The following is a 25578-nucleotide window of genomic DNA, read 5'->3' as shown; positions in this document are numbered from 1 at the left end:
GTGATTCTCTCTCCTCCTGACTCCTGATATAAGTAGTCATGCAAAATTAATTACACATACTCTCAAGTTAAAAAGCTGATGTTGTAAAAATTACAGGGAATAAATAATGGTAATTAATTTTGCCTAAGCACTTAGAAGGAAAATTATATAATATATGTTTATAATTCTATCATTACTTTAATTTCCCCGACTCCCCGACTCCCCGACTCCTCGACTCCCCCACTCCCCCACTCCCCCACTCCCTACTCCTGAATAGTATAATAAGTATTCAACAAGCATTTTATTGAGGGGGTAATCATGGGATTAGGTATTTTAATTGATGGTAAATGGGTATCTAAACGAGAACAAGAAGATTCTGAAGGTAGATTTATTCGCCCTAATACCACATTTCGGAATAAAATTACAGCAGATAATTCTAGTGGCTTTAAAGCAGAAACAGGACGTTATCATCTATACATTTCTTGGGCTTGTCCTTGGGCACATCGAACTGCTATTATGCGCAAGTTAAAAGGATTAGAAGATGTTATTGGGTTGTCAGTTGTAGGAGCAGTAATTGACCAAAATAGTTGGGAATTTTCTGATTCTGAACTGGGATGTATTCCTGATAGTATTAATGATACTAATTATCTTTGGCAACTTTATCTGAAGGCTGATTCAAATTATAGTGGGAGAGTTACCGTACCTGTACTTTGGGATAAGGAAAAAAATACTATTGTTAATAATGAATCCCGTGAAATTATTAGGATGTTTGATACTGAGTTTAATGGTATTGCTAAAAATGACCTGAATTTGTTTCCGGAAGATTTAAAGGATACCATTGAAAAAACTATTGATACTATTTATCAACCGATTAATAATGGTGTTTATCGGGCGGGTTTTGCTGGTTCTCAATTAGCTTATGAAGAAGGAGTGAAAGATTTATTCGCAGCTTTAGATTATTGGGAAAATATATTGTCAAAACAACGTTATTTGTGTGGCGATCGCCTAACTGAAGCTGATATTTGTATGTTTACTACTTTGCTTCGTTTTGATGTGGTTTATTATGTTCATTTCAAGTGTAATTTACGTCATATTTGGGATTATCCAAATCTCTGGAATTATCTAAAAGATATTTATCAACATCCAGGAGTAAAAGAAACTTGTAATTTTGACCATATTAAACGACATTATTACATGAGTCATCCAAATGTTAATCCTACTAAAATTGTGCCAATTGGTCCGGAGATAGATTTAGATTCTCCACATAACCGCGCATCAATAGGCATCTCCACAGAAGCTCCTGAAACTATTATCCCACCGTTCTGAAATTGGGATTTTTGGAGATGTATAATTTCAAAAATTAATAATTAATAATTAATAATTAACAATTACCTCTCCTTGAAAAGAAGAAGATTGACTAATCATGAAATTTTTTTCTTGTTTCTCCTTGAAAGGAGATGCTTTAAACCTTAGTTATACCAATTCCCAAAAGTATTGCTATACTTGGGCAGTACTTCAGTTATTAACTAATCAGCACAAGTAAAATCACTTTTTTACTTATTTCAGCTAAGTTAATGTTAATTATTATTGTGTTTGCTTCTCCCCCACTCTGCCACTATCCTACTCCTCTGCTCAACAAAATGTAGAAAAGTTTTTGAGAAATGGTATTATTTGATAAGGTAGGCATTCAGCTATTAGCTATTAATATCTCAATTCTTACGATGTAAGTAAATAGGGAAGAGAGAAAAAGACAAAAGTTAAAATAGAAACTTTATACTCTTTCTTTTTTCCTTGTTTTTTAACCAGTTATCTTCGTTTTTGCCAAATATATTCAATATAATCACTAATATGCCCGCTAAAGATATTTTTCATAATGCTGTAAAACTAGGATTAGAAAAAGAAGGATGGATCATTACAAATGATCCTTTACATTTAGATTTTGGTGGAGTATAAATTTATATTGATTTAGGTGCAGAGAAACTTATTACCGCTGAAAGAGCAGGAGAAAAAATTTCTGTTGAAGTGAAAAGCTTTATTAGTAATTCGCCAATTTCTGAATTTCACAAAGCATTAGGGCAGTTTATTAATTATCAAACTGTATTAAGTCAAAAGGAACCAGAACGTGAATTATATTTAGCTGTTCCTCAAACAACTTATGAAGATTTTTTTAAACTAGAGTTAATTCAACTTGTCATTAAAAACCAATATATTAAATTAATTATTTATCATCCAGAGCGGGAGACAATTGAACAATGGATAAAGTAGATAAATATGGGGAAATAATTCAAAAAGTAATTCAAGAATATGCGGGCGATCGCTACACAAGAAAAGATGTTGATCGAGAATTAATTTTTGACACTAAAAATCATCATTATCAAATAGTTAATGTGGGTTGGGAAGGCGATCGCCGTGTTTATGGCTGTGTTCTACATTTTGACATTAAGGGAGAGAAAATATGGCTACAATATAATGGTACAGAAATTGATTTTGCTGAGGAATTAGTCAAAGCAGGAGTCGCGCATCAAGATATTGTTATTAGTTTTCATTCTCCCTTTATGCGTCAGTTTACAGAATATTCTATAGGTTGATAATTTTATCTAAAATTCTCTTGAAGCAGAATAATATTTATTCCAGGACTTACGCACCAAGCGCCATATCTAGTAGGGGCGAATGGCATTCGCCCTCTACAGATATCGTTTTATCCCTCTACAGATATCGTTTTATCCCTCTTTTTAAACAGATATAGTTTTATCCCTCTACAGATATAGTTTTATCCCTCTACAAATATAGTTTTATCCCTCTACAGATATAGTTTTATCCCTCTACAAATATAGTTTTATCCCTCTACAAATATAGTTTTATCCCTCTACAAATATAGTTTTATCCCTCTACAAATATAGTTTTATCCCTCTACAAATATAGTTTTATCCCTCTACAAATATAGTTTTATCCCTCTACAAATATAGTTTTATCCCTCTACAAATATAGTTTTATCCCTCTACAAATATAGTTTTATCCCTCTACAAATATAGTTTTATCCCTCTACAAATATAGTTTTATCCCTCTACAAATATAGTTTTATCCCTCTACAAATATAGTTTTATCCCTCTACAAATATCGTTTTATCTAAGAATTTGAGGGTTGCACATTATGGAATGATACTGCAAAAAATAGGTGTTCGATTTTGACTAAAAAAACCTAACATTAATCATTCTACCAATTCTCAAATCCAAAATCCTGTTCATCAAAAATCTCAAATCATTCGTCACTGTGCAACGCCGTCGCGCCACCTAGCTTTTTAAGGTGAAATGTTTTTGGGGGGGTTGTCACGCATCCCTGTTACAAAAACAACTTCTGTACGGGCGAATGCCATTCGCCCCTACTGACTTCTGACTTCGTTAATTACCTTTCCTCAAACGATAAGCAACAGCACCAAATATTAATAAACCTATTGCAGAAGTTGGTTCGGGAACAGAGGCATTAGGTTCAGGTTCAGAACCTTCTACTGCCAGTGGAGAAAAATTATCAAATCCAAGTCCAACACCATTTGTATTTCCCGTATAGACTAGACGAATAGCATGAATATCTTTTTGTGGGCGGTCAAAAGACCAAAACCAAGGAGAAGCTTCTAAGGCAAGAGTAGTACCAGCAGGACTAACAATAGAATCAACCACGGATAAATCAGAACCCAGTGCTTGAACTTCCCATTGTTCAAATGTTGTTGCTGAATGAGGATCGATATCCCAAATTTCAGCCGATGCAGCATTTGTCGGAGAAGCATAAGAAATTAGAAGATATTCACCATTAGTTAGTGAGCCAACTCCCCGTAGGAAAAAACTACCTAACCTGCTTTCAAAACCAGGAGCAGCTATATCAATTCCTCCTCCTTTTGTTGAATAAAAACCTAGTACAGGATCTGAAGAGCCAACCGCCTCCAAATTGGGGAAAAGTCCAGCATCGGGTAAGCCATCCAGGTTACGGTCGATGCCAAAAGTTACACCCAAGGATGAAAACTGATCTGTAATTGGCATATTATCTACGGCTAAACTACCATCAGGAAATTTACCATCCACAGGTTCAAAATTAATCAGAGATGCTGCATTAACTGAATGATTCGGCAATACACACACAGAGGTCGCTACTGCAATACCCATCAATATCTGTTTGATTTTGGTCATAATTATTCGGTCAAAAATACAAAGTTAACTTAACTATGGAGGAGCTTTATTTTTTTCCCTCTATATTTTCTGTTTGTCTAAGGTTTTGACTTTTATGCACTAATAACAGAATCAATACTTGAAAAGTTTTAATTATCAATATCAGCTTTTCATTTGAAAATTTTAAACTTTGTCATCAATCTCTGACAAAAAATAGTAAAAAAATTTCCAACTACTCAACATAATTTCAATACTTTCAGCCTTTTTTCTCGATCTGTGTGATATGATAAATTAAATATAATCTGTAGGTATTTATTGCCTAATACAAATTTAAAGCTGCAAAGATTGATTATTTCGTTGTTTAAACCAGCGATCGCCTCATATATCTCCAACCATAATGAACTAATTTTTCTCAGTCTCTCTAACCATGAATTGACTTATTAACAATTACATAGTATTTAGCAGGGAGAAAATTAATTAACCTATATAGCTATTGCAGGTAATAGGAAAATGGCAGAATCTAAGCTATGTTATGTTGTTTTTGTCCAAAATCCTAATACAATATTTAAAGCTTGACGCGCTACTACTAGACAATTTTACCCATTAAGTTATTAGGGTGAGCGAGCTAGGGCGGGTTTACCTAGTCGTGCGTGATACCATCAATTTAACGCTAAACCCCCCCCTACTATTGCCACATTTTAGGCCTGTCCGTCTACCACTCAATTTTCTAAATTCTGAATTCTCAATTCTAAATTCCCTACTCTTATTGAGCAATGAACTTAACGCGGAACCCCCCCTACTATTGCCACATTTTAGGCCTGTCCGTCTACCACTCAATTTTCTAAATTCTGAATTCTAAATTCTGAATTCTAAATTCCCTACTCTTGTTGAGCAATGAACTTAACGTGGAATCCGCCCCTACTATTGCCACATTTTAGGCCTGTCCGTCTACCACTCAATTTTCTAAATTCTGAATTGAGAATTCTGAATTCCCTACTCTTGTTGAGCAATGAACTTAACGTGGAATCCGCCCCTACTATTGCCACATTTTAGGCCTGTCCGTCTACCACTCAATTTTCTAAATTCTGAATTGAGAATTCTAAATTCCCTACTCTTGTTGAGCAATGAACTTAACGTGGAACCCGCCCCTACTATTGCCACATTTTAGGCCTGTCCGTCTACCACTCAATTTTCTAAATTCTCAATTCTCAATTCTCAATTCTAAATTCCCTACTCTTGTTGAGCAATGAACTTAACGTGGAACCCGCCCCTACTATTGCCACATTTTAGGCCTGTCCGTCTACCACTCAATTTTCTAAATTCTGAATTGAGAATTCTAAATTCCCTACTCTTGTTGAGCAATGAACTTAACGTGGAACCCGCCCCTACTATTGCCACATTTTAGGCCTGTCCGTCTACCACTCAATTTTATAAATTCTGAATTCTCAATTCTAAATTCCCTACTCTTGTTGAGCAATGAACTTAACGTGGAACCCGCCCCTACTATTGCCACATTTTAGGCCTGTCCGTCTACCACTCAATTTTCTAAATTCTGAATTGAGAATTCTAAATTCCCTACTCTTGTTGAGCAATGAACTTAACGTGGAACCCGCCCCTACTATTGCCACATTTTAGGCCTGTCCGTCTACCACTCAATTTTCTAAATTCTAAATTCTAAATTCTAAATTCTAAATTCTAAATTCAGAATTCCCTACTCCTGAGCACAAGCATCATAAAGCATCTGACTATTTTCACTTAAACCATCCAACAACCATTTTCTTTGAATTCTTTGAGCTTTTCTATCGTTAGCGAGAAAGTCATTAACATAGTTTTGCCAACTAGAATTTTCTTCCCCTCCAGGAAGTATGAACCCATAACCCGCACAAAATGGACGGCCATTTTCCTGATTGATAGTAATAAAAGTATAATCATTTTCCATATCCAGGTCCATGCTCCACGCCACACCTAACAAAAGAGTTCCATCACTAGCAAAACCATTAACTTCACCATCCGCCAAAGCTTTAATACCTTGTTCTCTAGTTAAAAATTTATCCTCAATTTGTTCTTCAGGATAAGCACTCTTTAAATCACTTTCATTGCTAGTATTCCTAACTACACCAACTATGGCATTACCTGCATTTACATCTTCTTCTATCCTGCCTCTTTGAGCTAAAATTTGTGTTGCTGTGATAAAAAAGGGTGCAGAAAAATTAATACCATGTTTTTCTTCACGTTCGGTACTAATAGTATTAGGGCCACACTCCAAATCTACCATACCACTTTTTACCATATCCCAACGACTTTGGACAGTTGAGGTCACAAATCTTACCCTGATTGGCTCAAGTTGATTAGCACTGAGACGTTCACGTAATGCATAGGCAATATCTATACAATATCCTTCCCGTTCTCCCTTATCATTCCTGGAACCAAACCAATAGGAATCTTCCCTAACTCCTACTACTATCTGCTCTTTTCTAATAATTTTTTCTTCTGTTTGTGCTTGACTTATTTTTTGCGGAAAAATAGTCCCTAGAAATGCTAGGGATGAAGCAATAATAATTTTCAGTTTCTTGTTCATAATTGTTAGTTTTAAGAGTGAACTACCCCAACCTGCTAGGCTGAAGTTGGAGCTTCTGAACTCACAGGGGAGTGCCTCAAGACGGACTTACCAATGGATAATGGATAATTGATAATTGATAATTAATCAATTCGGTTTAAAGGCTCTCCTTTTAAGGAGAAAAAAGCGGTCGAGAGATGGGGAGGAAACCTGCGCCATATCTAATCGACCAAGAGAAGAAATCCGATTTCCTTATATTCAATCAAGAACGGTTTTAACTAGAGGTAATTATCCATTATTCATTATCCATTATCAATTAATGAAGCCCAGCTTTTGGTCTTACTTCCCCTCCTTCCCTACGGAACGCTGCACGAACAGCAGCAGTCCTTCCAAGACCGATAGTTGTCTGATGTCTTCTGCTCTAATATTCTTGCTGGCATTTTCATCCCTATCATGGTGTGTGCCACAATTCGGAGAAGTCCACTCTCTCATTTCTAATGGCATTTCTGACATTTGGTAGAGACAATTACAGCAAGTTTTAGAACTAGGAAACCATCTATCAATTTCTACTAACAAACCTCCTTTTTGTTGTAGTTTATAGTCAAGGAAATTGACAAATATTCCCCATCCGACATCAGATATTGCTTTAGCTAGTTTATGATTACAAATCATACCCTTGATGTTCAAATTCTCAACGACTACTACTTGATTATCATTGACGATTTTTCTGGATAATTTATGTAGAAAGTCTTGACGGGTATTACTAATACGTTCGTGAACTCTAGCCACTAGCTGGCGTGCTTTTTGTCTTGACTTACTTCCTTTTTTCTTACCAGCTAAATTAGCTTGTTTTCTTGCTAAATTTTTCTGATGTTTTTTCAGGCATTTCGGATTAGTATATTTTGCAGTTTTACTACCATCATGGGTAATACAGAAATCTTTTAATCCCAGATCGATACCAATAATCTTACCAGTTAACACAACTTCCGGAGTTTGCTGTTCAGTGTCGAACAACAATGAGGCATAATAATTTCGGGTAGGCGTTTTAGTTATAGTTACCGAAAAATTCAGGTATAAAGCCTCTCCATTCATGGAGAAAAAAGCGGTCGAGGGATGGGGAGGAAACCTGCGCCATATCCAATCGGCCAAGAGAAGAAAAAAAAATCCTTTTAACCAATCTTCTTATTTATAAGAAGAGGTAATTCTAAATTCTTAATTCTAAATTCTTGAAAGTTTTTAATTGACCGTCAAACAATCTATGAATTGAGGCTTTAATTACTCCTACTTGGGGGATTTTCACTCCATTGTCAACTACTTTACAGTTTTGAGGATACTGTGCTGATTGTCTGCTGTGATAGGAATTGAATCTAGGATAGTTAGCTCTTTTCTCAAAAAAGTTCTTAAATGCCTTGGTTAAGTTGAGGGTTGTTGACTGCAAAACCTGGGAATAACACTCTTTCAACCATGCAGTTTCTTCAGATTTTTTGAGCTTGGGCAAAACTTGATTCAGAGCAACTTGGCTTAATCCCTTGCCTGTTTGTTGATAAGTTTCATTGCAGAGGTTTAAGGCATAATTCCACCACCATCCAGCACACCCCATGACTTGACTTAGTTTTTGGGATTGTTCAGGTGATGGGTAGATTCTGACTTTGATGGCTCTGTACAAAATAGGGCAGAAAAACTCAGGTTGACAATAAATTATTATGGCACAAGATTTGCTGAAAGTGGTCGCTTTTGTGGATTATCCACTGGTGGCAATTCATCCCCACCCTATAGAGAGATGGGGAATTCTTGCGACATTGGTTAAAATCTCCAAACGCTGCGAGTAACAAATACCAAAATTGGGTCATTTTTATCATTATGTTCTGGTTGTGTTTCTAGGAAAAAACCAGACGTTATATCTATATTATTGGAAATTCGATAACTGTAGAAAATTTGAAATTGTATAGAGGTATCTGGGTCATCTTCACCATTATCAATATCAGTCAATTTTGGTTGCTGACCAACTGAAAGACCTAACATTCCATTTTCAAATACTAAGTCATCTATAGCTACTGTTACTGCCCAATGCCAAATATCCGCTTCATCCCCTTCGCGCTCGCCTGCTTCTGCTTCAGCATTGCTATAACCAACCCAACCAGAAATAGTAAATGGTGCCCAGCGATAGCTAGTTTGAAATCCAAAATGGTCTGCTGAAGTTGCCACTTCACCAAAAGGCTGTTGAGCATTTTCGCTACCTGTAAAACCTGCTACATTAACTGAATCTGCGGTATAATACGATCTTACATAAGCAAAAGAAAAATCAAAATTTAAAGTTGGTGAAATTGTTAACTGAGCATAAGTACTATTAGTACCATTGAAAAATCCACCACCCTCATTCGGAGTCTCAGGATTACCTCCGAGATATGCTACATCTAATCTGAAGTTGTCGTTAATTTGATAACTATAACCTAAACCAGCACCCCCTGGTTGGATGTATATAGTAGGGTTGTAAGCTGTATACAAAGCCAGGCTTCCTATACTACCACTGATAAATTTAGGATTAAGAGCAGGAGCCATTAAATCAAAGTCAAGTCCAGTAGCTCCGATATAAAGACTCATTTCGTTATTGAGGGGAAAAATATAGTATGCTTCTCTTAGTTCTGCTACATCGTCAGTTGAAGAGCCTGCGAGAAAAATTGTCATATTAGTACCTGTATCTATTACAGTTACGTCTCCAGCAACTATCCTTGTTCTGAGGAAGTCTCTTCCTGTAAAACTGGTATCAAAGTTCAATGTCAAGGAATGACCAAACCCCATTTGGACATCGTCAGCACTCACGGTAGCACCATCTTCTCCATCATTGCCAAAGGCATCATAAAAGGCCATATTCACTTGCCCTTTAAGTATGGTTGTGGTAGAAAACAGATTTGCTTCGAGGATTTCTTTCCGTTTTTCTAGAGCATTCAGGCGGGATTTAGTATCGGCTATTTCGACGGCAAAATCTGCTTGTAACCGTTGGCTTTTTGCTAAGTCTTCTTGAGAAATATAACCTTCACCGAATTCTTCAATTAGACTTTGAATAACTTCTAAACATTCGTTGAGATTAGCAGCAAATTCATAACGACTGATGGCTCTATTTCCACTAAATGTACCATTTGGAGAGGCCAAGAGGCAACCATAGCGTTCTGCTAATCCTTGTAAGGCACTATAGGCCCAATCTGTGGGTAGAACATCACTAAGTTGATTGACAGAGTTAACTCGTTCTAGGGGGGGAGGTATTTCGGGAGGGCGATCGAGTTGATTATTTTGTTCTATTTGTCCTAAAGTATCATCATTTTTGTCTGTGACGATATTTGTTTTTTTTTGGTCTAATTCTTCAAGTGGTTTAGATGTCTGTGTAGGTTGCTTGAGTGGGTTGTATTCCTCTATTTTTTCTAAAATCTGAGCAGTTTGGTCAAGACTTTCACTTGATTGTTGTTTCTGAGCTTTACTACTTGGAGTAATAGATAAGACAAATCCTATTCCTAAAATGAATGGGAATACTACACCATAAAATTTACGTCCCATATTTTTAGTTTAATAATTTTACTGGAAGTACAAAAACATTATTATCTTAATATGCTTTGTAACTTTATATATTTATTAGGTGTTATGTGGTAGGTGTTATGTGGTAGGTGGTAGGTGGTAGGTGGTGGGTGTTAGGTGGTAGGTCTTAGGTGGTAGGTGGTAGGTTTATAGCAAAATGAAGCTACAAATTAAGTTATGCTCAAAAGTGGAAAAACTATTCTATAACTTAAATATCTTGATTTACTCCATTATCAAGCAGTTTTACTCTCATGTGAAATAAATGTTCAGACTCTATAATTTATGATTTTTGTACATTGCTAATCTGAAAGTAATCCTGCATTAATTCTAACTCCTAGCAACTTAATACTTGATAACAATATTTCTTTTTATAGGTGGTAGGTGGTAGGTCTTAGGTGGTAGGTTTATAGCAAAATGAAGCTACAAATTAAGTTATGCTCAAAAGTGGAAAACTATTCTATAACTTAAATATCTTGATTTACTCCATTATCAAGCAGTTTTACTCTCGTGTGAAATAAATGTTCAGACTCTATAATTTATGATTTTTGTACATTGCTAACTTGAAAGTAATCCTGCATTAATTCTAACTCCTAGCAACTTAATACTTGATAACAATATTTCTTTTTATAGGTGGTAGGTGGTAGGTGGTAGGTCTTAGGTGGTAGGTTTATAGCAAAATGAAGCCACAAATTAAGTTATGCTCAAAAGTGGAAAAACTATTCTATAACTTAAATATCTTGATTTACTCCATTATCAAGCAGTTTTACTCTCGTGTGAAATAAATGTTCAGACTCTATAATTTATGATGTTTGTACATTGCTAACTTGAAAGTAATCCTGCATTAATTCTAACTCCTAGCAACTTAATACTTGATAACAATATTTCTTTTTATAGGTGGTAGGTGGTAGGTCTTAGGTGGTAGGTTTATAGCAAAATGAAGCTACAAATTAAGTTATGCTCAAAAGTGGAAAAACTATTCTATAACTTAAATATCTTGATTTACTCCATTATCAAGCAGTTTTACTCTCGTGTGAAATAAATGTTCAGACTCTATAATTTATGATTTTTGTACATTGCTAACTTGAAAGTAATCCTGCATTAATTCTAACTCCTAGCAACTTAATACTTGATAACAATATTTCTTTTTATAGGTGGTAGGTGGTAGGTCTTAGGTGGTAGGTTTATAGCAAAATGAAGCCACAAATTAAGTTATGCTCAAAAGTGGAAAAACTATTCTATAACTTAAATATCTTGATTTACTCCATTATCAAGCAGTTTTACTCTCGTGTGAAATAAATGTTCAGACTCTATAATTTATGATTTTTGTACATTTACCAATTCCCCATTACTATGAATGACTCATCGCAAAAATATTATATTATCAAGAAACCAGAGGAAACTTGTGAAATTTTGCCTAGTACACAAGTCGAACACAAAAAAGACCCCGACATTTTAGCAACATGGGGTCCATTTAATACTGTTGAAGAAGCGATCGCCTGTCGTGTAGGATTGATTCGATCCGGAAAATGTCAACCACAATAACTAATAAAATTAATTTATCAATCTACTTTTTTGTTGACTGAGCTTTATTATTTTGGAGTTTGGCAATTTCTTGATTCAAAATTTCCAATGCTTTTGCATATTGAGGATCGTCAAGAGTACCTATTTTGTCGCGACTTTTCCGCAAAGCCTCTTTTTGTTCATCTGTTAGAGAAATTTCTATATCTGGCTTAATTCCCTCATGGTTAATATCGCGACCGCTGGGAGTAAAATATTTGGCGATCGTCACTGCTAACCCTGCACCTTTACCAACACCACGCACGGACTGCACCAACCCTTTACCAAATGTCTTAGTACCTACTAATGTCGCCCGTTCATTATCTTGTAGAGCACCAGAAAGAATCTCACTTGCACTTGCCGAACCCCCATCCACCATAATCACCAATGGTTTATCTGTCAAAGACCTATTAATAGCCTTCTGGCGATCGGTAACACCACTACGGTTCACAGTAGAAACAATATCTCCACGTTCGAGCCACATCCGAGCAATTTCTACGCTAGCATAAAGTAAGCCACCAGGGTTAGAACGTAAATCTAGAATATAACCCGATACATTCTCAGCTTCTAACTCATCTATTGCTTCCCGCATTTCACCAGCAGCATTAGCACTAAACTGATTTAACCGGATATAACCAACTTTACCCAGAGAACTTTCTTTCTGAGAATACTTTACAGGATGAATTTCAATTTTTGCTCTAGTAATAGGAAACTCTATTTCCCGACCTTCTCGTTTAATGGTTAGAGTTACTTGAGAACCGATGGGACCACGGATCAGACTTACTGCCTGATTTATATCCATCCCCTCAGTGCTTTGGCCGTCAATTTTGCTAATAATATCTTTAGCTAGAATACCTGCTTCAAAAGCCGGGGTATCTTCTATTGGTGAGATTACTACTAATTTTTTTGTATCCTGGTCTTGGGTTAGTTGAATACCTACACCTGTGAGTTCTCCAGAAGTGTCAATTTGCATATTTTTAAATTCTTCTGGGTCCATGAAGCGAGTATAAGGGTCTCCTAGCTTTTCTAGCATTTCCCTAATTGCATCATAAGCTTCTTCATCAGTTGTATAAGTTTTATCGAGGTATTCAGTGCGAGTAGCTTTCCAGTCTACTTGATTGAAAGTACCATCAACATAAGTTTTATCAATAATTTGCCAAACTTGGTCGATTAATTCTTTAGGGTCGTTATTATTTAATGATGCTTGAGAGGAAAGATGAATACCAGCGCTGATGACAGTAACGCCTGTTAACATCAATGCTGTTGCACCAAGGATTAGTCCACGTTTTGCTATAACCATTTGTTTGTTGAATTAATTTAAACAATAGAGTTGTCGCTAAATAAAGGAAAAAAATCGCTCTAACCTAGACAGAGCAATAATTCCCAGCTTTTTTATTCTCCAATGACTACAATCCTTACAGAACAAGGTTTTTGGGGATTTTTTAAGTTATAAAGCGACAAGTCTAATAATTACTACATTACTTCTATGCCTAATTTAGCATAAGTAATATAATGCTTGGAGTTAGGTTGTTTGAGATTTAAAAATCAATAAAAGAAAAGGCAATAATGTAAGTCCTCATCAATAAATTAATAAATTTAAGAATAAATTAATAAATTTAAGATATTTCATTAATTGATAATTGATAATGGATAATTGATAATTACCTCGGGTTTTAACCGTTACGGAATTGAATATAAGGAAATATTATTTCTTCTCTTGGTTGATTGGATATGGCGAGGGGACCTCGCCATCCCTCAACCGCTTATTTCCCCGATCAAGGGGAGGCTTCAAGGCGCGAATTATTTAATTATTAATTATTAATTATTAATTATTCGGTAAAGCAAATAATTTATTTTGTTTTTATGATTTATGGTAAGCATTTCCTGCATAGTGCTGCGCAAACAGCTACCGCTGCCTTTGAGCCAAAATCTCTGTATTCTATAGTTAATGAAAAGTTAATGAACACTGCTATAACTGTCTATTTTTCTATTATTGGTAGAAGTGCGATCGAGAATTTTTTTTGTTTATTCTCTTTAATCTAAGTTTAGTATTAACCATTTTTTGGGAGTATATAAAGTTAGAATTTACTTATACATTATTTATGGAACTTCAGCTATTAATTAATAATAATGGTTCAGTAATTTTTGTAACGATTATCGGCATTAAACAAAGATATCTTATGTCTTTTAAGCCTACTCCCTACTCCCAAATTCCCCTACTCCCCCAGGGCTAATTCTTTGTCGTAGCGAGAATATTTACAACCCTATATTTTTTTGAGATTATGTTTACTTCTCCCCACTCCCCTACTCCCCCAGGGCTAATTCTTTGTCGTAGCGAGAATATTTACAACCCTATATTTTTTTGATATCCTGTGCTTTCCACAGTCCCTAAACTTCCCACACTTCTCACCCTCCCCACACCCTCCTCTTTTTTTCTCTGGTGACAATAAATAGACCCTGCCTCCTGAGAGGGGTTAGGGGTGGGTCCCCACATTCCCCTCCAGGGAGGGGTTCGGGGTGGGTCCCCACACGAACCACACTTTCTTGACGCACAACCGAAAAATTTTTATTTATTATCCCCTTAAAAGGGGAGGGCTAATTCTTTGTCGTAGCGAGAATATTTGCAACCCTATTTTTTTTGAGATCCTGTCCTTCCCAGACTTCCCATACCTCCCACACTTCCCACACCTCCCACACTCCCCACCCCCTCCTCCTTTTTTTCTCTGACGACAATAAATTGACCCTGCCTTAAAAGGGGAGGCTTTAAACCACAATTTTTCTGTAATTAAAAATACACTCCCAATTAAATTTCAATTACAAACTAAGGTTCAACCCAACGCCCATCAGCTTTAATTAAATTAATTAATTCTTCAACACCTTGAGACTCAGGGACTTTTTTAATTTCTTCCCGTCCACGGTATAAAGAAATATACCCTGGTTGCTTACCTACATAACCATAATCTGCATCTGCCATTTCTCCAGGGCCATTGACAATACAACCCATAACAGCAATGTCCAATCCTGTTAAATGTTTTGTAGCCTCCCGTACTTGATGCAGAACATCTTCCAGATTAAATAAAGTTCGGCCACAGGAGGGACAGGCAACATACTCTACCATTGTTTTCCGCAGACCCAAAGCTTGGAGAATGCCGTAACAAACTGGAATTTCTTTTTCGGGTGCTTCAGTTAAAGAAACGCGAATTGTATCCCCTATTCCGTCTGCTAAAAGTGTAGCTATACCAGCAGTAGACTTAATCCGACCATATTCTCCATCACCTGCTTCAGTTACACCCAAATGAAGAGGATAGGCCATACCTAATTCGTCCATCCGTTTTACCATTAATCGGTAAGCAGCAAGCATTACTGGTACCCGCGATGCCTTTAGAGAAATTACCAAATTGTAGTAGTCTAAGGATTCACAAATTTTGAGAAATTCCAGGGCAGACTCTACCATGCCTTCTGGGGTATCTCCATAAGTAAATAACATTCTTTCTGCTAAGGAACCATGGTTAACTCCAATTCGCATGGCTTTATTTTGGTCTCGCAAAGAAATTACCAAAGGTTCGAGGGTTTGGCGGATTTTTTTACCTATTTCCTCAAATTCTGCTTCGGTATATTCGTTTCTGCCAGATTGAGGTTTCTCGAATACATATAAACCAGGATTAATTCTGACTTTATCAACGTGCTTGGCAACTTCTAGAGCAATTTTCATGCCGTTATGGTGGACATCAGCTACCAGTGGGACGGGTTTGTAAGTCTGTGTTAATTTCTGTTTAATCTCTGCTAAGGATTTTGCATGGGCCATACTGGGAACGGTAACGCGGACTATTTCGCACCCAATTTCGTGTAAACGACGAATGGCAGCTACGGAACCGTCAATGTCGAGGGTGTCTTCATTGATCATTGACTGGACTACGACTGGATGGCCACCACCGATGGTTACATCACCTACTTTGACGGGGCGAGTTTTTCGCCGATGGATAGTTGTGTCAAAGGCGGGTTGATTTGCTGGAGTTTTGGTTGGGTTTGGCAAGGTTTGCATAATGTACTTTTATACTTCTGTAGAGAAAAGTTGAGTAATATATTTTGTTCTATATTCAGATTGCCACATAATAGTTCAATCTTATTAGTCAAGAGTCTAAAATTAAAAGTCATCTGGAGGTTGAAAAAAAGCAAGTGGCAAATATGAAAAATGTTAGTTTAGACCTTTTATTTGAGGCTCTATTTAGGGCTTGCTGATTAAATCTAAAAGTATTTACAGATAAAGGTTTTAGCCTTTTTGGGGTCGAATTGCAGTGCCTGGTTTTCAGCTCTTCACGCTCAAAAAGTTAGCATTTTAGGCGCATAGTTGGGCAGAAAAATCACTCTCACAATTCTTACTCCTACCTCCTCGCTCATTCCCTTTTCTCCTGTCTCCTGTCTCCCCTCCCCTCCTGGGAGGGGTTAGGGGTGGGTTGGGAGGGGAGGGGCGAGGGGTGGGTTGGGAGGGGAGGGGCGAGGGGTGGGTTGTCTCCTGTCTCCTACCCTCACCCATAAGACTTTTTCAGCAAACTCTATTTATTCCTTTAGTAATTATATTTATAGGTTCTATTGCCAAGAAATTAGCAAGAGGGAGAGGTTGGGAAAGACAAGATTTCTTTTGGGGAATAGAACTTACGTTGTAAGCATTCAGCCGTCAGCTATCAGCTATCAGTTATTAATTTTGGGGAAGGTAAAAATAATTGAGAAATTGAGACAGAATAAAAGTTACTGTTAAAGTTCCCTCCCTAAATCTTAGAAGTAAAGTTACTGTTAAAGTCCCCTTCCTAAATCTTAGAAGTAATGAATAATTAGGGTTTGCTGATAGCTGACTGCTAATAGCTGTTTGCGCAGCATTCCGCAGGAAATGCTTACCTTACGTTATCTTCTATTTCTGGGGGTTTAGCACTATTATTTTACTCTAATATTAATGCTGATAAAATTCAAAAAGCAGGACTATTTATTACGATATATTTTGTGCTTTTTATCTAGGTTTTAAGTAGGCATTTAGAAGTAATTATTCATTACTTATTGCTGATAGCTGACTGCTAATAGCTGAATGCTTACAATGACTTTATTTGTATTTGGAATTAAGAGGTAACAATTTTAGTTATGAAAGAAGAAACTAACGACAGTTATCAAAAAAATGAAGCAGCATTTAGTAGAGAAAATGAAAATACTTCTACAACAATAGCCAGTACAGCAATGGTTACAGCATCTCTAATTGGAACGGGGATAGGAGTAATAGATTCATCAGTTATTAAGTAATTAAAAATAGCAGAATAACTTTTTTGCTAATTAGCAGCTCAGTTAATGTTAATTATTCATATCTTTAGCTTCCCTTCCTGGGAGGGGTTAGGAGTGGGTTCCCTACTCCCCTACTCCCCTACTCCTCTACTCCCCTACTCCTCTACTCTCCTACTCTCCTACTCCCCTACTCCCCTACTCCTCTACTCCCCTACTTCCCTACTCCCCTACTTCCCTACTCCCCTACTCCCTATTCCCTTTATTCTCTATTTATTCAGTTACAAAATTATCAGAATCAGCTTCAACTTGTTCTGCATATTTAAAAGCTATTTCACGCACTAATTTTCTAAATTCTTGATGTTTACCATCAGTAATTTTTTTGACTTGTTTTTCAAAGGAAGTAGAAACTAATTTTTTATCAAAATCTTTATCTGCTCTAGCATGGTCGGTAGCCAGAATTTTTCCCCATTGTTGAGCAACTTCTATAAAACTATTTTTATCTGTTAATTTTTTAATTTTGAGAGACTTTTTATAGGGAGATATTTCTCTAACAGAATAATCACCAGAAAAATCTCCATCAACAGGAGTATTATCTACAAGTTTTATCCATCCTAAAAAATCATCAGCGTCTTTAATCAGTGCTTTATAAGCTAGAGCATGGCGTTTAGCACTATTATTAAATATTTTCCGATAATTAATGCGGTCATATAAGCTGAACAATTCATAAGTAGGTGTCGGCTGAAACTGATGTTTAATATCTAGAATATGGTCATCATCTAAAGCATCAGTTTTACCCTCTATTAATACATAATAACGTGGTGTTCCTAATGAACCTAAACCTGCATTTAATCTTTGGGCAACATCTTTAACTTTAAAATATTCTGGGTCATAATTTAGCTTGCCGGAAAGGGTTTTACCATAATCTATAATTCCTGATTCAATAGCCTTTTTAGCATCAGTGGCAAGACCTAAATTTTCACTAGAAAAATCAAACATTCTTTGATTATCTATGACTTTAGTCCATTTTTCTAACATTCCTTGTCGTGTTTTTTGAGCGGCTTTTTCTATAGTTTTTTTCACCTCTCCTTTAGTATTAGTTTCTGTAAAATATATTTTAGTTTCTTCATCATTTCCTACATAAGAATCTAAGGTATCTAGATAAGTTTCACTAAGACTATCAACAACTTCTTCTTGTTCGGATTTAGATAGGGTAGAATCATTTGTCACTAAAATAATACTGGTTGCTAAACGCCACAAATCATATTGATAATCAGCAATAATTGATTCGTCAAAATCATTCAGATCGAAGATAATTTCTCCTTTATCGTTATTATAAGCACCAAAATTATCAACATGACAATCTCCTAAAATCCAAGTTTTTGTATTAGAATTACCGAATTTACTGAGTCTACTATCATTAGCAAAATCTTGCCAAAATAAATGATTTGTTGCTCTGTAGAATTTAAATTCTGACTCTTGCATCTGAGCATATTTTTCGTCTTTTAACTGTTGTTTTTCTACAGGATTTGCATTTTCTAAAATTAAATTCGTATTTAATTCAATGGATTGGAATACTTGTTGTTCGCGCCGACTATTATCAATCGGTTGAGCTAAAGTATTAGAAGATAGTAATAACCAATTTATAATAATTAAGATAGTTATTACTATTAGGCTATTCCTAATCGTATTAATTAATTGATTAATCATTATGAGAGTAATTTGAGTTACATTTAATTATATAAGTTATACCAATTTGATAAATATTTGCTACAAATAGTTAGGCTATTTCTTAGGATTCAGGAGTCAGGAGTCCTATGGGAATTGCTTCAATAAAAGTTTTTAGGTCGTAAATTCTCTTTTTCTCTTGGTGCGCGTTCCGCAAGCGAGTTGGCGTCGTCGCGGGGTCGCACCGCTCTCTTGGTCGATTGGATATGGCGAGGTTCCCTCGCCATCCCTCGACCGCTTTGTCAAAGGGACATTTCCTGCAAAATTTTTTATTGTACTTAATTATTCATAACATTCTTTTTTCAAATTGGTATTAGCTGGCATTAAAAATTATTGTTATGACAAGGCAGATAGAGTAACTGTTGAATTGGTAAAGTTACAAAGGACACAAGAAAACAAATTAAAGAAAGTCTTGTTGCTGTTTGCGCAGCATTCCGCAGGAAATGCTGACAACTAATAGCTTTTTGCGCAGCATTCCGCAGGAAATGCTTACAGTTATACCAGTTTTATAAATCTTTGCTACAAATATTTAGGTTACTGCTTAGGAGTCAACCCACCCCTAACCCCTCCTGGGAGGGGAAGACAGAAGTCAGGAGTCGTATGGGAATAGGTTTGATACCATTTTTTACGTAGTAATTTATCTTTTTCGTCCAATAGATATTTTCTATAAATTACTTTAATACTGCTTACTATATGTAACATTCTTTTTTCACCCATGGTATTATAAAGAAAATATTTTAATAATCGGGAAAGAGGAAATAGTGGTAAATATTTCAGACTTTATTCTGTCTATTTTTGAGGGTTTTACAAATCTGACAATAATTACTACTTCCCAAGTATATTGGAAAACTAAATCGTCATTTTTGCTTCTTCCCAAAACTAGCTAATTACCTGAAACTGTTTCCTATTTCCTCAAAAATTTTAATTCTCTATTCACATAATTTAAGGGTAATTATAAATTAGTAATAATACTAATTCTTTGTCTACCTTCTCTTAAATTTTTCTGGGTATAAAATCAATCTCTTCCCTGCACTTCTTTCAACTTATAGCGGTTTTCACAAAGGTAGACTACAAAGCTTTTGCCTTCTGCCTTTAAGCCAAAATATCTCTATTCTATGAAACATGAAAACTGCTATAAATCATTATCATTACTCAAAAATTCTCCCATATATTGATTAACCAATTGAGGTTGTTCTTGTTGTACCGAATGACCACAATTAGGAATATAGCGAATCTGAAAATTTTCTACATATTCTTCTGTGCCATAAGTTAATTCTTTTCCTAAAGCTATATCCTCTTCACCCCAAAGCATTAAAGTAGGAATTCGCAATATTCCCCATTCTTGTTGATTGAAAAATCCAGAAAATATATTACGATAATAATTAATCATTGAAGTTAAAGCGCCTCGTTTAGCCACAGCATCCTTATAAGCTTCTATATCAGCATCAGTAATAGCAGATTTATTCACCATACTGTCAAAAATAGAATCAATAGCTTGATAATCATTAAATTCAAGCATTAATTCTGGCAAAAAAGGTAACTGGAAAAAAAACATATACCAACTTCTCAAAAGTTGCTCTGGAGTACCTAAACCCTCCTTAAATTTTGCTGGATGAGGAATATTCATTACGATTAATTTTTCTACCATTTCAGGATTTGCATAAGCAAAAGACCAAGCTATTCCCCCTCCCCAATCATGTCCTACTAAAACACATTTGTCATAACCTAATTCTTTAATTACTTCTTCTATATCTTTAATAAATTCTGACATTACATAAGCAGATTTATCTTCTGGTTTATCGCTTTCATTGTAGCCTCTTAAATCTAAAGCAACTACTTTATAATCTTGAGCAAATTCAGGTATTTGATATCTCCAAGAATACCAAAATTCAGGAAAGCCATGTAACATTAACATTAAAGGACCTGAACCTTGAGTCACATAATGAATCTTGATACTATTTGCTGTGATAAAATTGCTAGACCAAGAATTTTCTTTGATTGACATTTATACCTCCAGAATAATTACAGTAACTTTAAATAGTTTAACTTTACACTTAATTCTATGATTTTCTGATGATTAGATAAATTATATATAGATATAAGTTCAACTACTTTACTACTAGAATATGTAGTAAAATATTTCACATAATCATTATGATTAATGTTATTACTGTGGCGATCGCTCCTCCGATTAATACCAAAATTTGCTACCCACAACTACGTTAACGCCCCTACTGACTTTTGACTTCCGCGTAGCGACACTAGAGTTTTCCTTGGTCATGCTACGCAAAGAGCCATTTTTAGCCTGTTAACGTATTTTCCTTGCTACCATTGAGTTTTAAGCCATTTTTACTGTCAAAAATATCAAAGTCCCGATAATCAAGGGTATTAAATCAGCAAAATAATCATTTTTTCTGACCCTTAAATCTATAAAATAATAGGAACACCTACTTATAGTAAAGCAATAAACTTATAGATAAAATCACCTACCAACTAACATGAAGTAAAAATTATAAATAACTCCATTTTTCTCTAGTTTTATCTTTCACATATCAAGGATAAATTAGCTGACGCTAATCCTAGCTAGACAAAAATTATTAATACTAAAAGCTATTAAATAATATGTAAGCATTCAGCAGTCAGCTATCAGCTATCAGCTTCTGAGACATATCTATGTTTCTTGCCACAGAATTGTATAGGGTTCTAACTAAAGTTTGCTGTTCTTGCATTTCAATTATCTAATAGTATAAGTTAAAAGAATGCTGACTTCATTTATTAAAAAGTACAAACTCGCTGAATGCTGACTGCTAATAGCTGAATGCTTACAATAATATATAGCCTTTCTCAGTAAGCGTCAGGTACACTCTTATCTTTACTTCACTATTGCTTTCTAGAGCTGTTGCCTGAAGCAAACGAGTTTTGTACATCACGCTTTTTGGGAATTGCTATATTCAAGATATAGCAATATGATTTTAGTTGTGAGATATTGGAGACTTTTGTTCTAGGGAATAGGGAATAGGGAATAGGGAAGAAACGAATACATAAGAATAAGAAAACTGCTATATTCCATGCTTTAAAGGAACACCTCAATTCTCACATCTGATTCCTGATTGCTATAGGAAATAAAGAGTTGCTTATTCCAATTTTATATGATGCTGAATAGAACTATGAAATTTATTAACTTGTCTGTCTCGATCTACAGTCAACTCTGATTAAAATTTTATTCTATACAACTTCTTATGAATCTTGTATATCAGAAGGAAGAAGCAAGAAAGAAGAAGGAAAAATCTTGCTTTATCTTAGTTTTAAGTTTTTGATATATCCGTGCCCTTTCCTTCAACTACTATAATAGGACGTAGACTAATAATGGAACTTAGACAGGAAAGTATTTTTCCTACTTTTGCCTTCTAAAATTGCTATAAATAGATGCAAAATTTAGCAATACCCATCCAGGGAGCTAGATAAATTTATAAAAAACGTTAGATTAGCACAGTAAATAATCTGATATTAAATAATTGATAATTAATAATTACCTCTCCCTAGAAGGAAGAGGATTGACTAAAAGGAAAATTTTTTCTTCTCTTGGTCTCATGGATGTGGCGAGGAAACCTCGCCATCCCACCCTACAGGAAGCTACGCTTTTTCCGTTTGTCATGCTCCGCAAACATGTCGCCCAGCAAAACGACCGCTGGTTTCTCATTTAAACGAGAAGCTTTAAACCTTAATTATTTGGTAAAATAAACATTTTATCCTTCACCTAAAAAATTAAAGTTTTCTTGCTCTATTTATAGCAATTACCAAAAATAATACTATAAAAAGAAATTGGAAATTTATGCTTCAAAGGAGAATAATCAATTCTATTACTCCCTATTTATGTCATTGTTTACCTTTTTATTCTTTCTTATTTATTGAAATTTATTTGATTATTTTTGGCTTCTTTTTCCTATCAATATAAGGAGGTAAAAAGTTGGTTTCCTCCTCATCATAAATAGTATATTGCCAAGGAACATTAATATCGTGAGCCGCACTCTTACCATTGTAAGAAGATCGACGTTGAGGTTGAGCTAATAAAATAATCATTCCGATTAAAATAATGCCACCACCAAGAAGTAAAATAGCTAAGACAATTCCTCCAACAAACCACAATATACCTTTTTCTAAATAATTCCCTGAACTACCCGAAGAGGTTCTACTATAATTGTCCATTCCCTGCTGTAGACTCAAGCCAGAAATCAAACGTTCTTGCTGCTGGACTTGAATCAACAGTCGGTCATTTTCCAGCCTCAGTTGGTCTTGTTGCAGTTTCAGTTGTTGTGTCTCTGCCCATTGTTGTTCTAACTGACTTTTCAACTGTCGCATATCAAGTAATTGCTGCTGTAGTTGACTTCTCAGTTGCTCATAAGCTGAACGTTGTTGTTCTGATTGATTTTTAATTTGTTGTTCCAATTTATAGTCCTTAAAGTCAGGAACTGAAGGGACTGAAATTGGTGGGGGTGGTAATGGTAGTGGCTGAGGAGAGACGGTTACTAAAGGAGAAGGATATACTTTTGGAGAAGGAGAAGATGTTATAGAGGGGGAAGGGGATGCTTTTGGCACTTCCGTCTGATAATCAGGAGACCACTTGCCAAATACAATCCAACCCATGAGCAAGAGGACAATCAATATCCCCGTCAGAATACATCCTCCTATAAACGCTGCAGTCTGATTCATTATTTAATTTCACTTTATGGTTAAACCAGGACTATTTGACAAAATAATATAGAGTATCTATTCCCTAATGCCGATTAATATCATAACTAAGCTTATGCAACAAAAATCAAAAACATCACTACTGTTTTACGTTAAGTCAAAATGTTTCAAACGTTTAACTTTCTGTTAAGAGTAGGATCTTGTGAAGTTCTCTCCCGTTAAATCGGAGATTATAACGGGAGACCCCTTGCCGAATCAAGTTGGGTATACTGCACTACTTTCTAGAAAAATTAATATAGAAATATAGAAATATATGGACTTTAAAACAATATCCTAGGACGATTAGTATTTTGATGCTACCTTTATCAAAAGACATTTGTTGCGAAGTTCTCTCCCGTTAAATCAAAGATTATAACGGTAGCTTCTCAAACAAAGAAGTTTCTTGCGAGTGCTGGCGCAACGCTGCGCGTTACATGTCGCAAAGCGAAACATAGGCTGACTAACGCCTAAGCCTCCACAAGCAGACAAGATGATACCCACCTCGTTTAGCGCTTTATTTAAAATATTAATTGCTGCATTTTCGTCTCTATCTAAAACTGTTCCACATTTCTGACAAGAATGAGTTCTAACTGATAAAGTTTTAGACACTTTATGACCACAATTACTACAATGCATGTGATGTATTGTGAGGGTGTACGGGCGAATGGCCATTCGCCCTTATATGAACACCTTAAATAATTAATAATTAATAATTAATAATTAAAGAATCATTGATTATTGATGATTGATTATTCATTATTTACCTATATCATATATTGATTTTGATAGTTTAGTATTTTTTGCCAAACCTCTAATATTTAAGTTTTCTACTGCAATCATGTCATATTGTTTAACTAATTTATGAGCAGTCTTATAGTGAAAATCTTCTCTTTGTCTAGCAATATGTTGATGCAATCTAGCTATTCTATTTTGTGCCGCCCTCCAGTTTTTAGACCCAACTTCTTTTCTAGATACTTTTTTTGCTTTCTTGCTAAATTAGATTGAGATTTTCTATAAAAATTAGGAATAGAAACAGTCTCACCAGTATTAGTAGTCAAAAATTATTTTAACCCTACATCAATGCCTACAGCAGTTTTGATATTTTCTGTAGAAATTAAACTAGGTACTGATTTATCTTCCAAACTAAAACTTACATCCAGGACCATCAGCGTCTTGAGTGCGTCTTACATTCTGGGGAAACCCCAGAATTACACACTCGCTTTTTTGGTTATAGTTGCAGTTTTAATTGTAAAACCATCTGGAATTGGTCTATGAACTATGATTCTTATAGCACCAAACCTCGTAGTAATTATTTGTTTTCCATCAAATTTTATTATTCCTTTAGGATGATTAACTCTACTAAAACACAATGACCTTAACTTTCCTGATTTTTTAAATCTTGGCCTTCCTCCACGTTTACCAGTTTGATCAGGTATTAGCCTTTCATGTCGGCTCTTAGCCGAAACATTTCCAAGCTTTATCTAGTCTTTGTAAGTTAATTTGTTGAACTTCGTATGGAGATTTCTTTGTAGTCAGGAAATAAATTTTTTGTCTGTTTAAGTGCTGATTGCTGAAAATAATAATCTGGTCTACTGGAAGTCTCCCCAATAGGACATGAAATTAATGAACAACGGTCAACTTGACATCTAGTTCTATTTAAGCAATCTAGTCTTTGAACTATCATGCATAATTGTAATGCCTTCGCAGGTGTTCTAGCCAATAATCAATTTTGACTGACTGTTCAGGAGTGGGCTTAATTTTGTAGCAATGAGTAATTATCATAATTTTATACTACTTCTTTAGTGCTATATTTGAACAGCAATCAACACCTGTTTAATTTACAGCTCGGCAATTCCCCTCCCATTAAATCCCAGATTATAACGGCAGACCCCTTGCCGAATCAAGTTTAGCTGCCAAGTTTTCTTCTAGGAAATAATCTGAAAAATATTTTTACCAAATAATAGCAAATAGTAGCATGGCAACAGGTTAGGAGGAAAAAATATTGGCAGAAAATCACCAGTCCCTTTTGAGCAAATAAGAATG

General features: G+C 35.4%; 18 protein-coding genes and 3 pseudogenes. 6 read left to right on the top strand and 15 right to left on the bottom strand.

The genetic code is table 11. The annotated features are described in order from the left end of the window. The first annotated feature begins 297 nt into the window (after positions 1-297). The 3 genes and pseudogenes from SAGCYANO_RS10400 (at position 298) to SAGCYANO_RS10390 (ending at position 2567) form a co-directional block, all read left to right on the top strand. A complete protein-coding gene (locus tag SAGCYANO_RS10400; RefSeq protein ID WP_202220012.1) occupies positions 298-1305 on the top strand; it encodes a glutathione S-transferase family protein in 1008 nt (335 codons plus the stop codon). Positions 1306-1827: 522 nt separating this feature from the next. After that, a pseudogene (locus tag SAGCYANO_RS10395) lies at positions 1828-2244 on the top strand (XisH family protein). Further along, entirely contained in the window at positions 2232-2567 is a 336-nt protein-coding gene (locus SAGCYANO_RS10390; RefSeq protein ID WP_202220011.1) for a XisI protein, read from the top strand. Before SAGCYANO_RS10395 ends, SAGCYANO_RS10390 begins: the two are co-directional and overlap by 13 nt. Positions 2568-3377: 810 nt before the next feature. On the opposite strand, the gene SAGCYANO_RS10385 is transcribed toward SAGCYANO_RS10390, so the two are convergent. Next, the gene (locus SAGCYANO_RS10385) at positions 3378-4157 is read right to left on the bottom strand and encodes a hypothetical protein (RefSeq protein ID WP_202220010.1); all 780 of its coding nucleotides are present in this window, start codon (positions 4155-4157) and stop codon (positions 3378-3380) included. A gap of 294 nt (positions 4158-4451) precedes the next feature. On the opposite strand from SAGCYANO_RS10385, the gene SAGCYANO_RS47480 reads away from it, so the two are divergent. Next, positions 4452-4580, top strand: a complete 129-nt coding sequence (locus tag SAGCYANO_RS47480; protein WP_255502526.1) for a hypothetical protein — start codon at positions 4452-4454, stop codon at positions 4578-4580. A gap of 1267 nt (positions 4581-5847) precedes the next feature. Here the strand turns inward: SAGCYANO_RS47480 and SAGCYANO_RS10380 are convergent. From SAGCYANO_RS10380 to SAGCYANO_RS10365, 4 genes and pseudogenes are all read right to left on the bottom strand, one after another. After that, complete coding sequence (locus SAGCYANO_RS10380; RefSeq protein ID WP_202220009.1) at positions 5848-6714, bottom strand: amino acid ABC transporter substrate-binding protein; 867 nt, start codon at positions 6712-6714, stop codon at positions 5848-5850. A gap of 295 nt (positions 6715-7009) precedes the next feature. Continuing rightward, positions 7010-7752, bottom strand: a pseudogene (locus SAGCYANO_RS10375) (RNA-guided endonuclease TnpB family protein); the annotation flags it as partial. A gap of 145 nt (positions 7753-7897) precedes the next feature. Continuing rightward, positions 7898-8359, bottom strand: a complete 462-nt coding sequence (locus SAGCYANO_RS10370; protein WP_202220007.1) for a helix-turn-helix domain-containing protein — start codon at positions 8357-8359, stop codon at positions 7898-7900. A 137-nt stretch (positions 8360-8496) separates the two neighbouring features. Next, positions 8497-10242 (bottom strand): iron uptake porin, encoded by a 1746-nt coding sequence (locus SAGCYANO_RS10365; RefSeq protein WP_202220006.1) that lies wholly within the window; start codon positions 10240-10242, stop codon positions 8497-8499. A 1368-nt stretch (positions 10243-11610) separates the two neighbouring features. On the opposite strand from SAGCYANO_RS10365, the gene SAGCYANO_RS10360 reads away from it, so the two are divergent. After that, positions 11611-11802 (top strand): DDE transposase family protein, encoded by a 192-nt coding sequence (locus tag SAGCYANO_RS10360; RefSeq protein ID WP_202220005.1) that lies wholly within the window; start codon positions 11611-11613, stop codon positions 11800-11802. A 22-nt stretch (positions 11803-11824) separates the two neighbouring features. Here SAGCYANO_RS10360 and ctpC read toward each other — a convergent pair whose 3' ends face one another. Continuing rightward, positions 11825-13117 carry a carboxyl-terminal processing protease CtpC gene (gene ctpC, locus SAGCYANO_RS10355; protein WP_202220004.1) on the bottom strand — a complete coding sequence of 431 codons (1293 nt, stop codon included), beginning with the start codon at positions 13115-13117 and terminating at the stop codon, positions 11825-11827. Between the two features lie 1521 nt (positions 13118-14638). Beyond that, a complete protein-coding gene (ispG, locus tag SAGCYANO_RS10350) occupies positions 14639-15859 on the bottom strand; it encodes a (E)-4-hydroxy-3-methylbut-2-enyl-diphosphate synthase (RefSeq protein WP_202220003.1) in 1221 nt (406 codons plus the stop codon). Positions 15860-16947: 1088 nt separating this feature from the next. On the opposite strand from ispG, the gene SAGCYANO_RS10345 reads away from it, so the two are divergent. Further along, positions 16948-17103, top strand: coding sequence for a hypothetical protein (locus SAGCYANO_RS10345; protein ID WP_202220002.1), 156 nt, complete (start codon positions 16948-16950; stop codon positions 17101-17103). 249 nt (positions 17104-17352) lie between these two features. Here the strand turns inward: SAGCYANO_RS10345 and SAGCYANO_RS10340 are convergent, their stop codons facing one another. The 8 genes and pseudogenes from SAGCYANO_RS10340 to SAGCYANO_RS44500 form a co-directional block, all read right to left on the bottom strand. After that, positions 17353-18789 carry a DUF2252 domain-containing protein gene (locus tag SAGCYANO_RS10340; protein WP_202220001.1) on the bottom strand — a complete coding sequence of 479 codons (1437 nt, stop codon included), beginning with the start codon at positions 18787-18789 and terminating at the stop codon, positions 17353-17355. 1150 nt (positions 18790-19939) lie between these two features. Continuing rightward, positions 19940-20812 carry an alpha/beta fold hydrolase gene (locus tag SAGCYANO_RS10335; RefSeq protein WP_202220000.1) on the bottom strand — a complete coding sequence of 291 codons (873 nt, stop codon included), beginning with the start codon at positions 20810-20812 and terminating at the stop codon, positions 19940-19942. Between the two features lie 17 nt (positions 20813-20829). Next, on the bottom strand, positions 20830-21024 hold the full coding sequence (locus SAGCYANO_RS10330; protein ID WP_202219999.1) for a hypothetical protein: 195 nt from the start codon (positions 21022-21024) through the stop codon (positions 20830-20832). Between the two features lie 1698 nt (positions 21025-22722). Continuing rightward, positions 22723-23517, bottom strand: a complete 795-nt coding sequence (locus tag SAGCYANO_RS10325) for a hypothetical protein (RefSeq protein ID WP_202219998.1) — start codon at positions 23515-23517, stop codon at positions 22723-22725. Positions 23518-23898: 381 nt separating this feature from the next. After that, positions 23899-24171 (bottom strand): transposase, encoded by a 273-nt coding sequence (locus SAGCYANO_RS44515; RefSeq protein WP_237396040.1) that lies wholly within the window; start codon positions 24169-24171, stop codon positions 23899-23901. 120 nt (positions 24172-24291) lie between these two features. Further along, positions 24292-24471: pseudogene (locus SAGCYANO_RS44510) on the bottom strand (transposase); the annotation flags it as partial. Beyond that, positions 24456-24593 carry a hypothetical protein gene (locus SAGCYANO_RS44505; RefSeq protein ID WP_237396038.1) on the bottom strand — a complete coding sequence of 46 codons (138 nt, stop codon included), beginning with the start codon at positions 24591-24593 and terminating at the stop codon, positions 24456-24458. The gene SAGCYANO_RS44505 and the pseudogene SAGCYANO_RS44510, both read right to left, overlap by 16 nt. A gap of 622 nt (positions 24594-25215) precedes the next feature. Beyond that, positions 25216-25317, bottom strand: coding sequence for a helix-turn-helix domain-containing protein (locus SAGCYANO_RS44500; RefSeq protein ID WP_237396037.1), 102 nt, complete (start codon positions 25315-25317; stop codon positions 25216-25218). Between the last annotated feature and the right edge of the window lie 261 nt (positions 25318-25578).

The organism is Okeania sp. KiyG1 (genome assembly GCF_014132355.1).
Classification (GTDB): domain Bacteria; phylum Cyanobacteriota; class Cyanobacteriia; order Cyanobacteriales; family Microcoleaceae; genus Okeania.
Note: the sequence above shows the minus strand (reverse complement) of the source record. Positions and strands in the feature narration are given on the sequence as shown.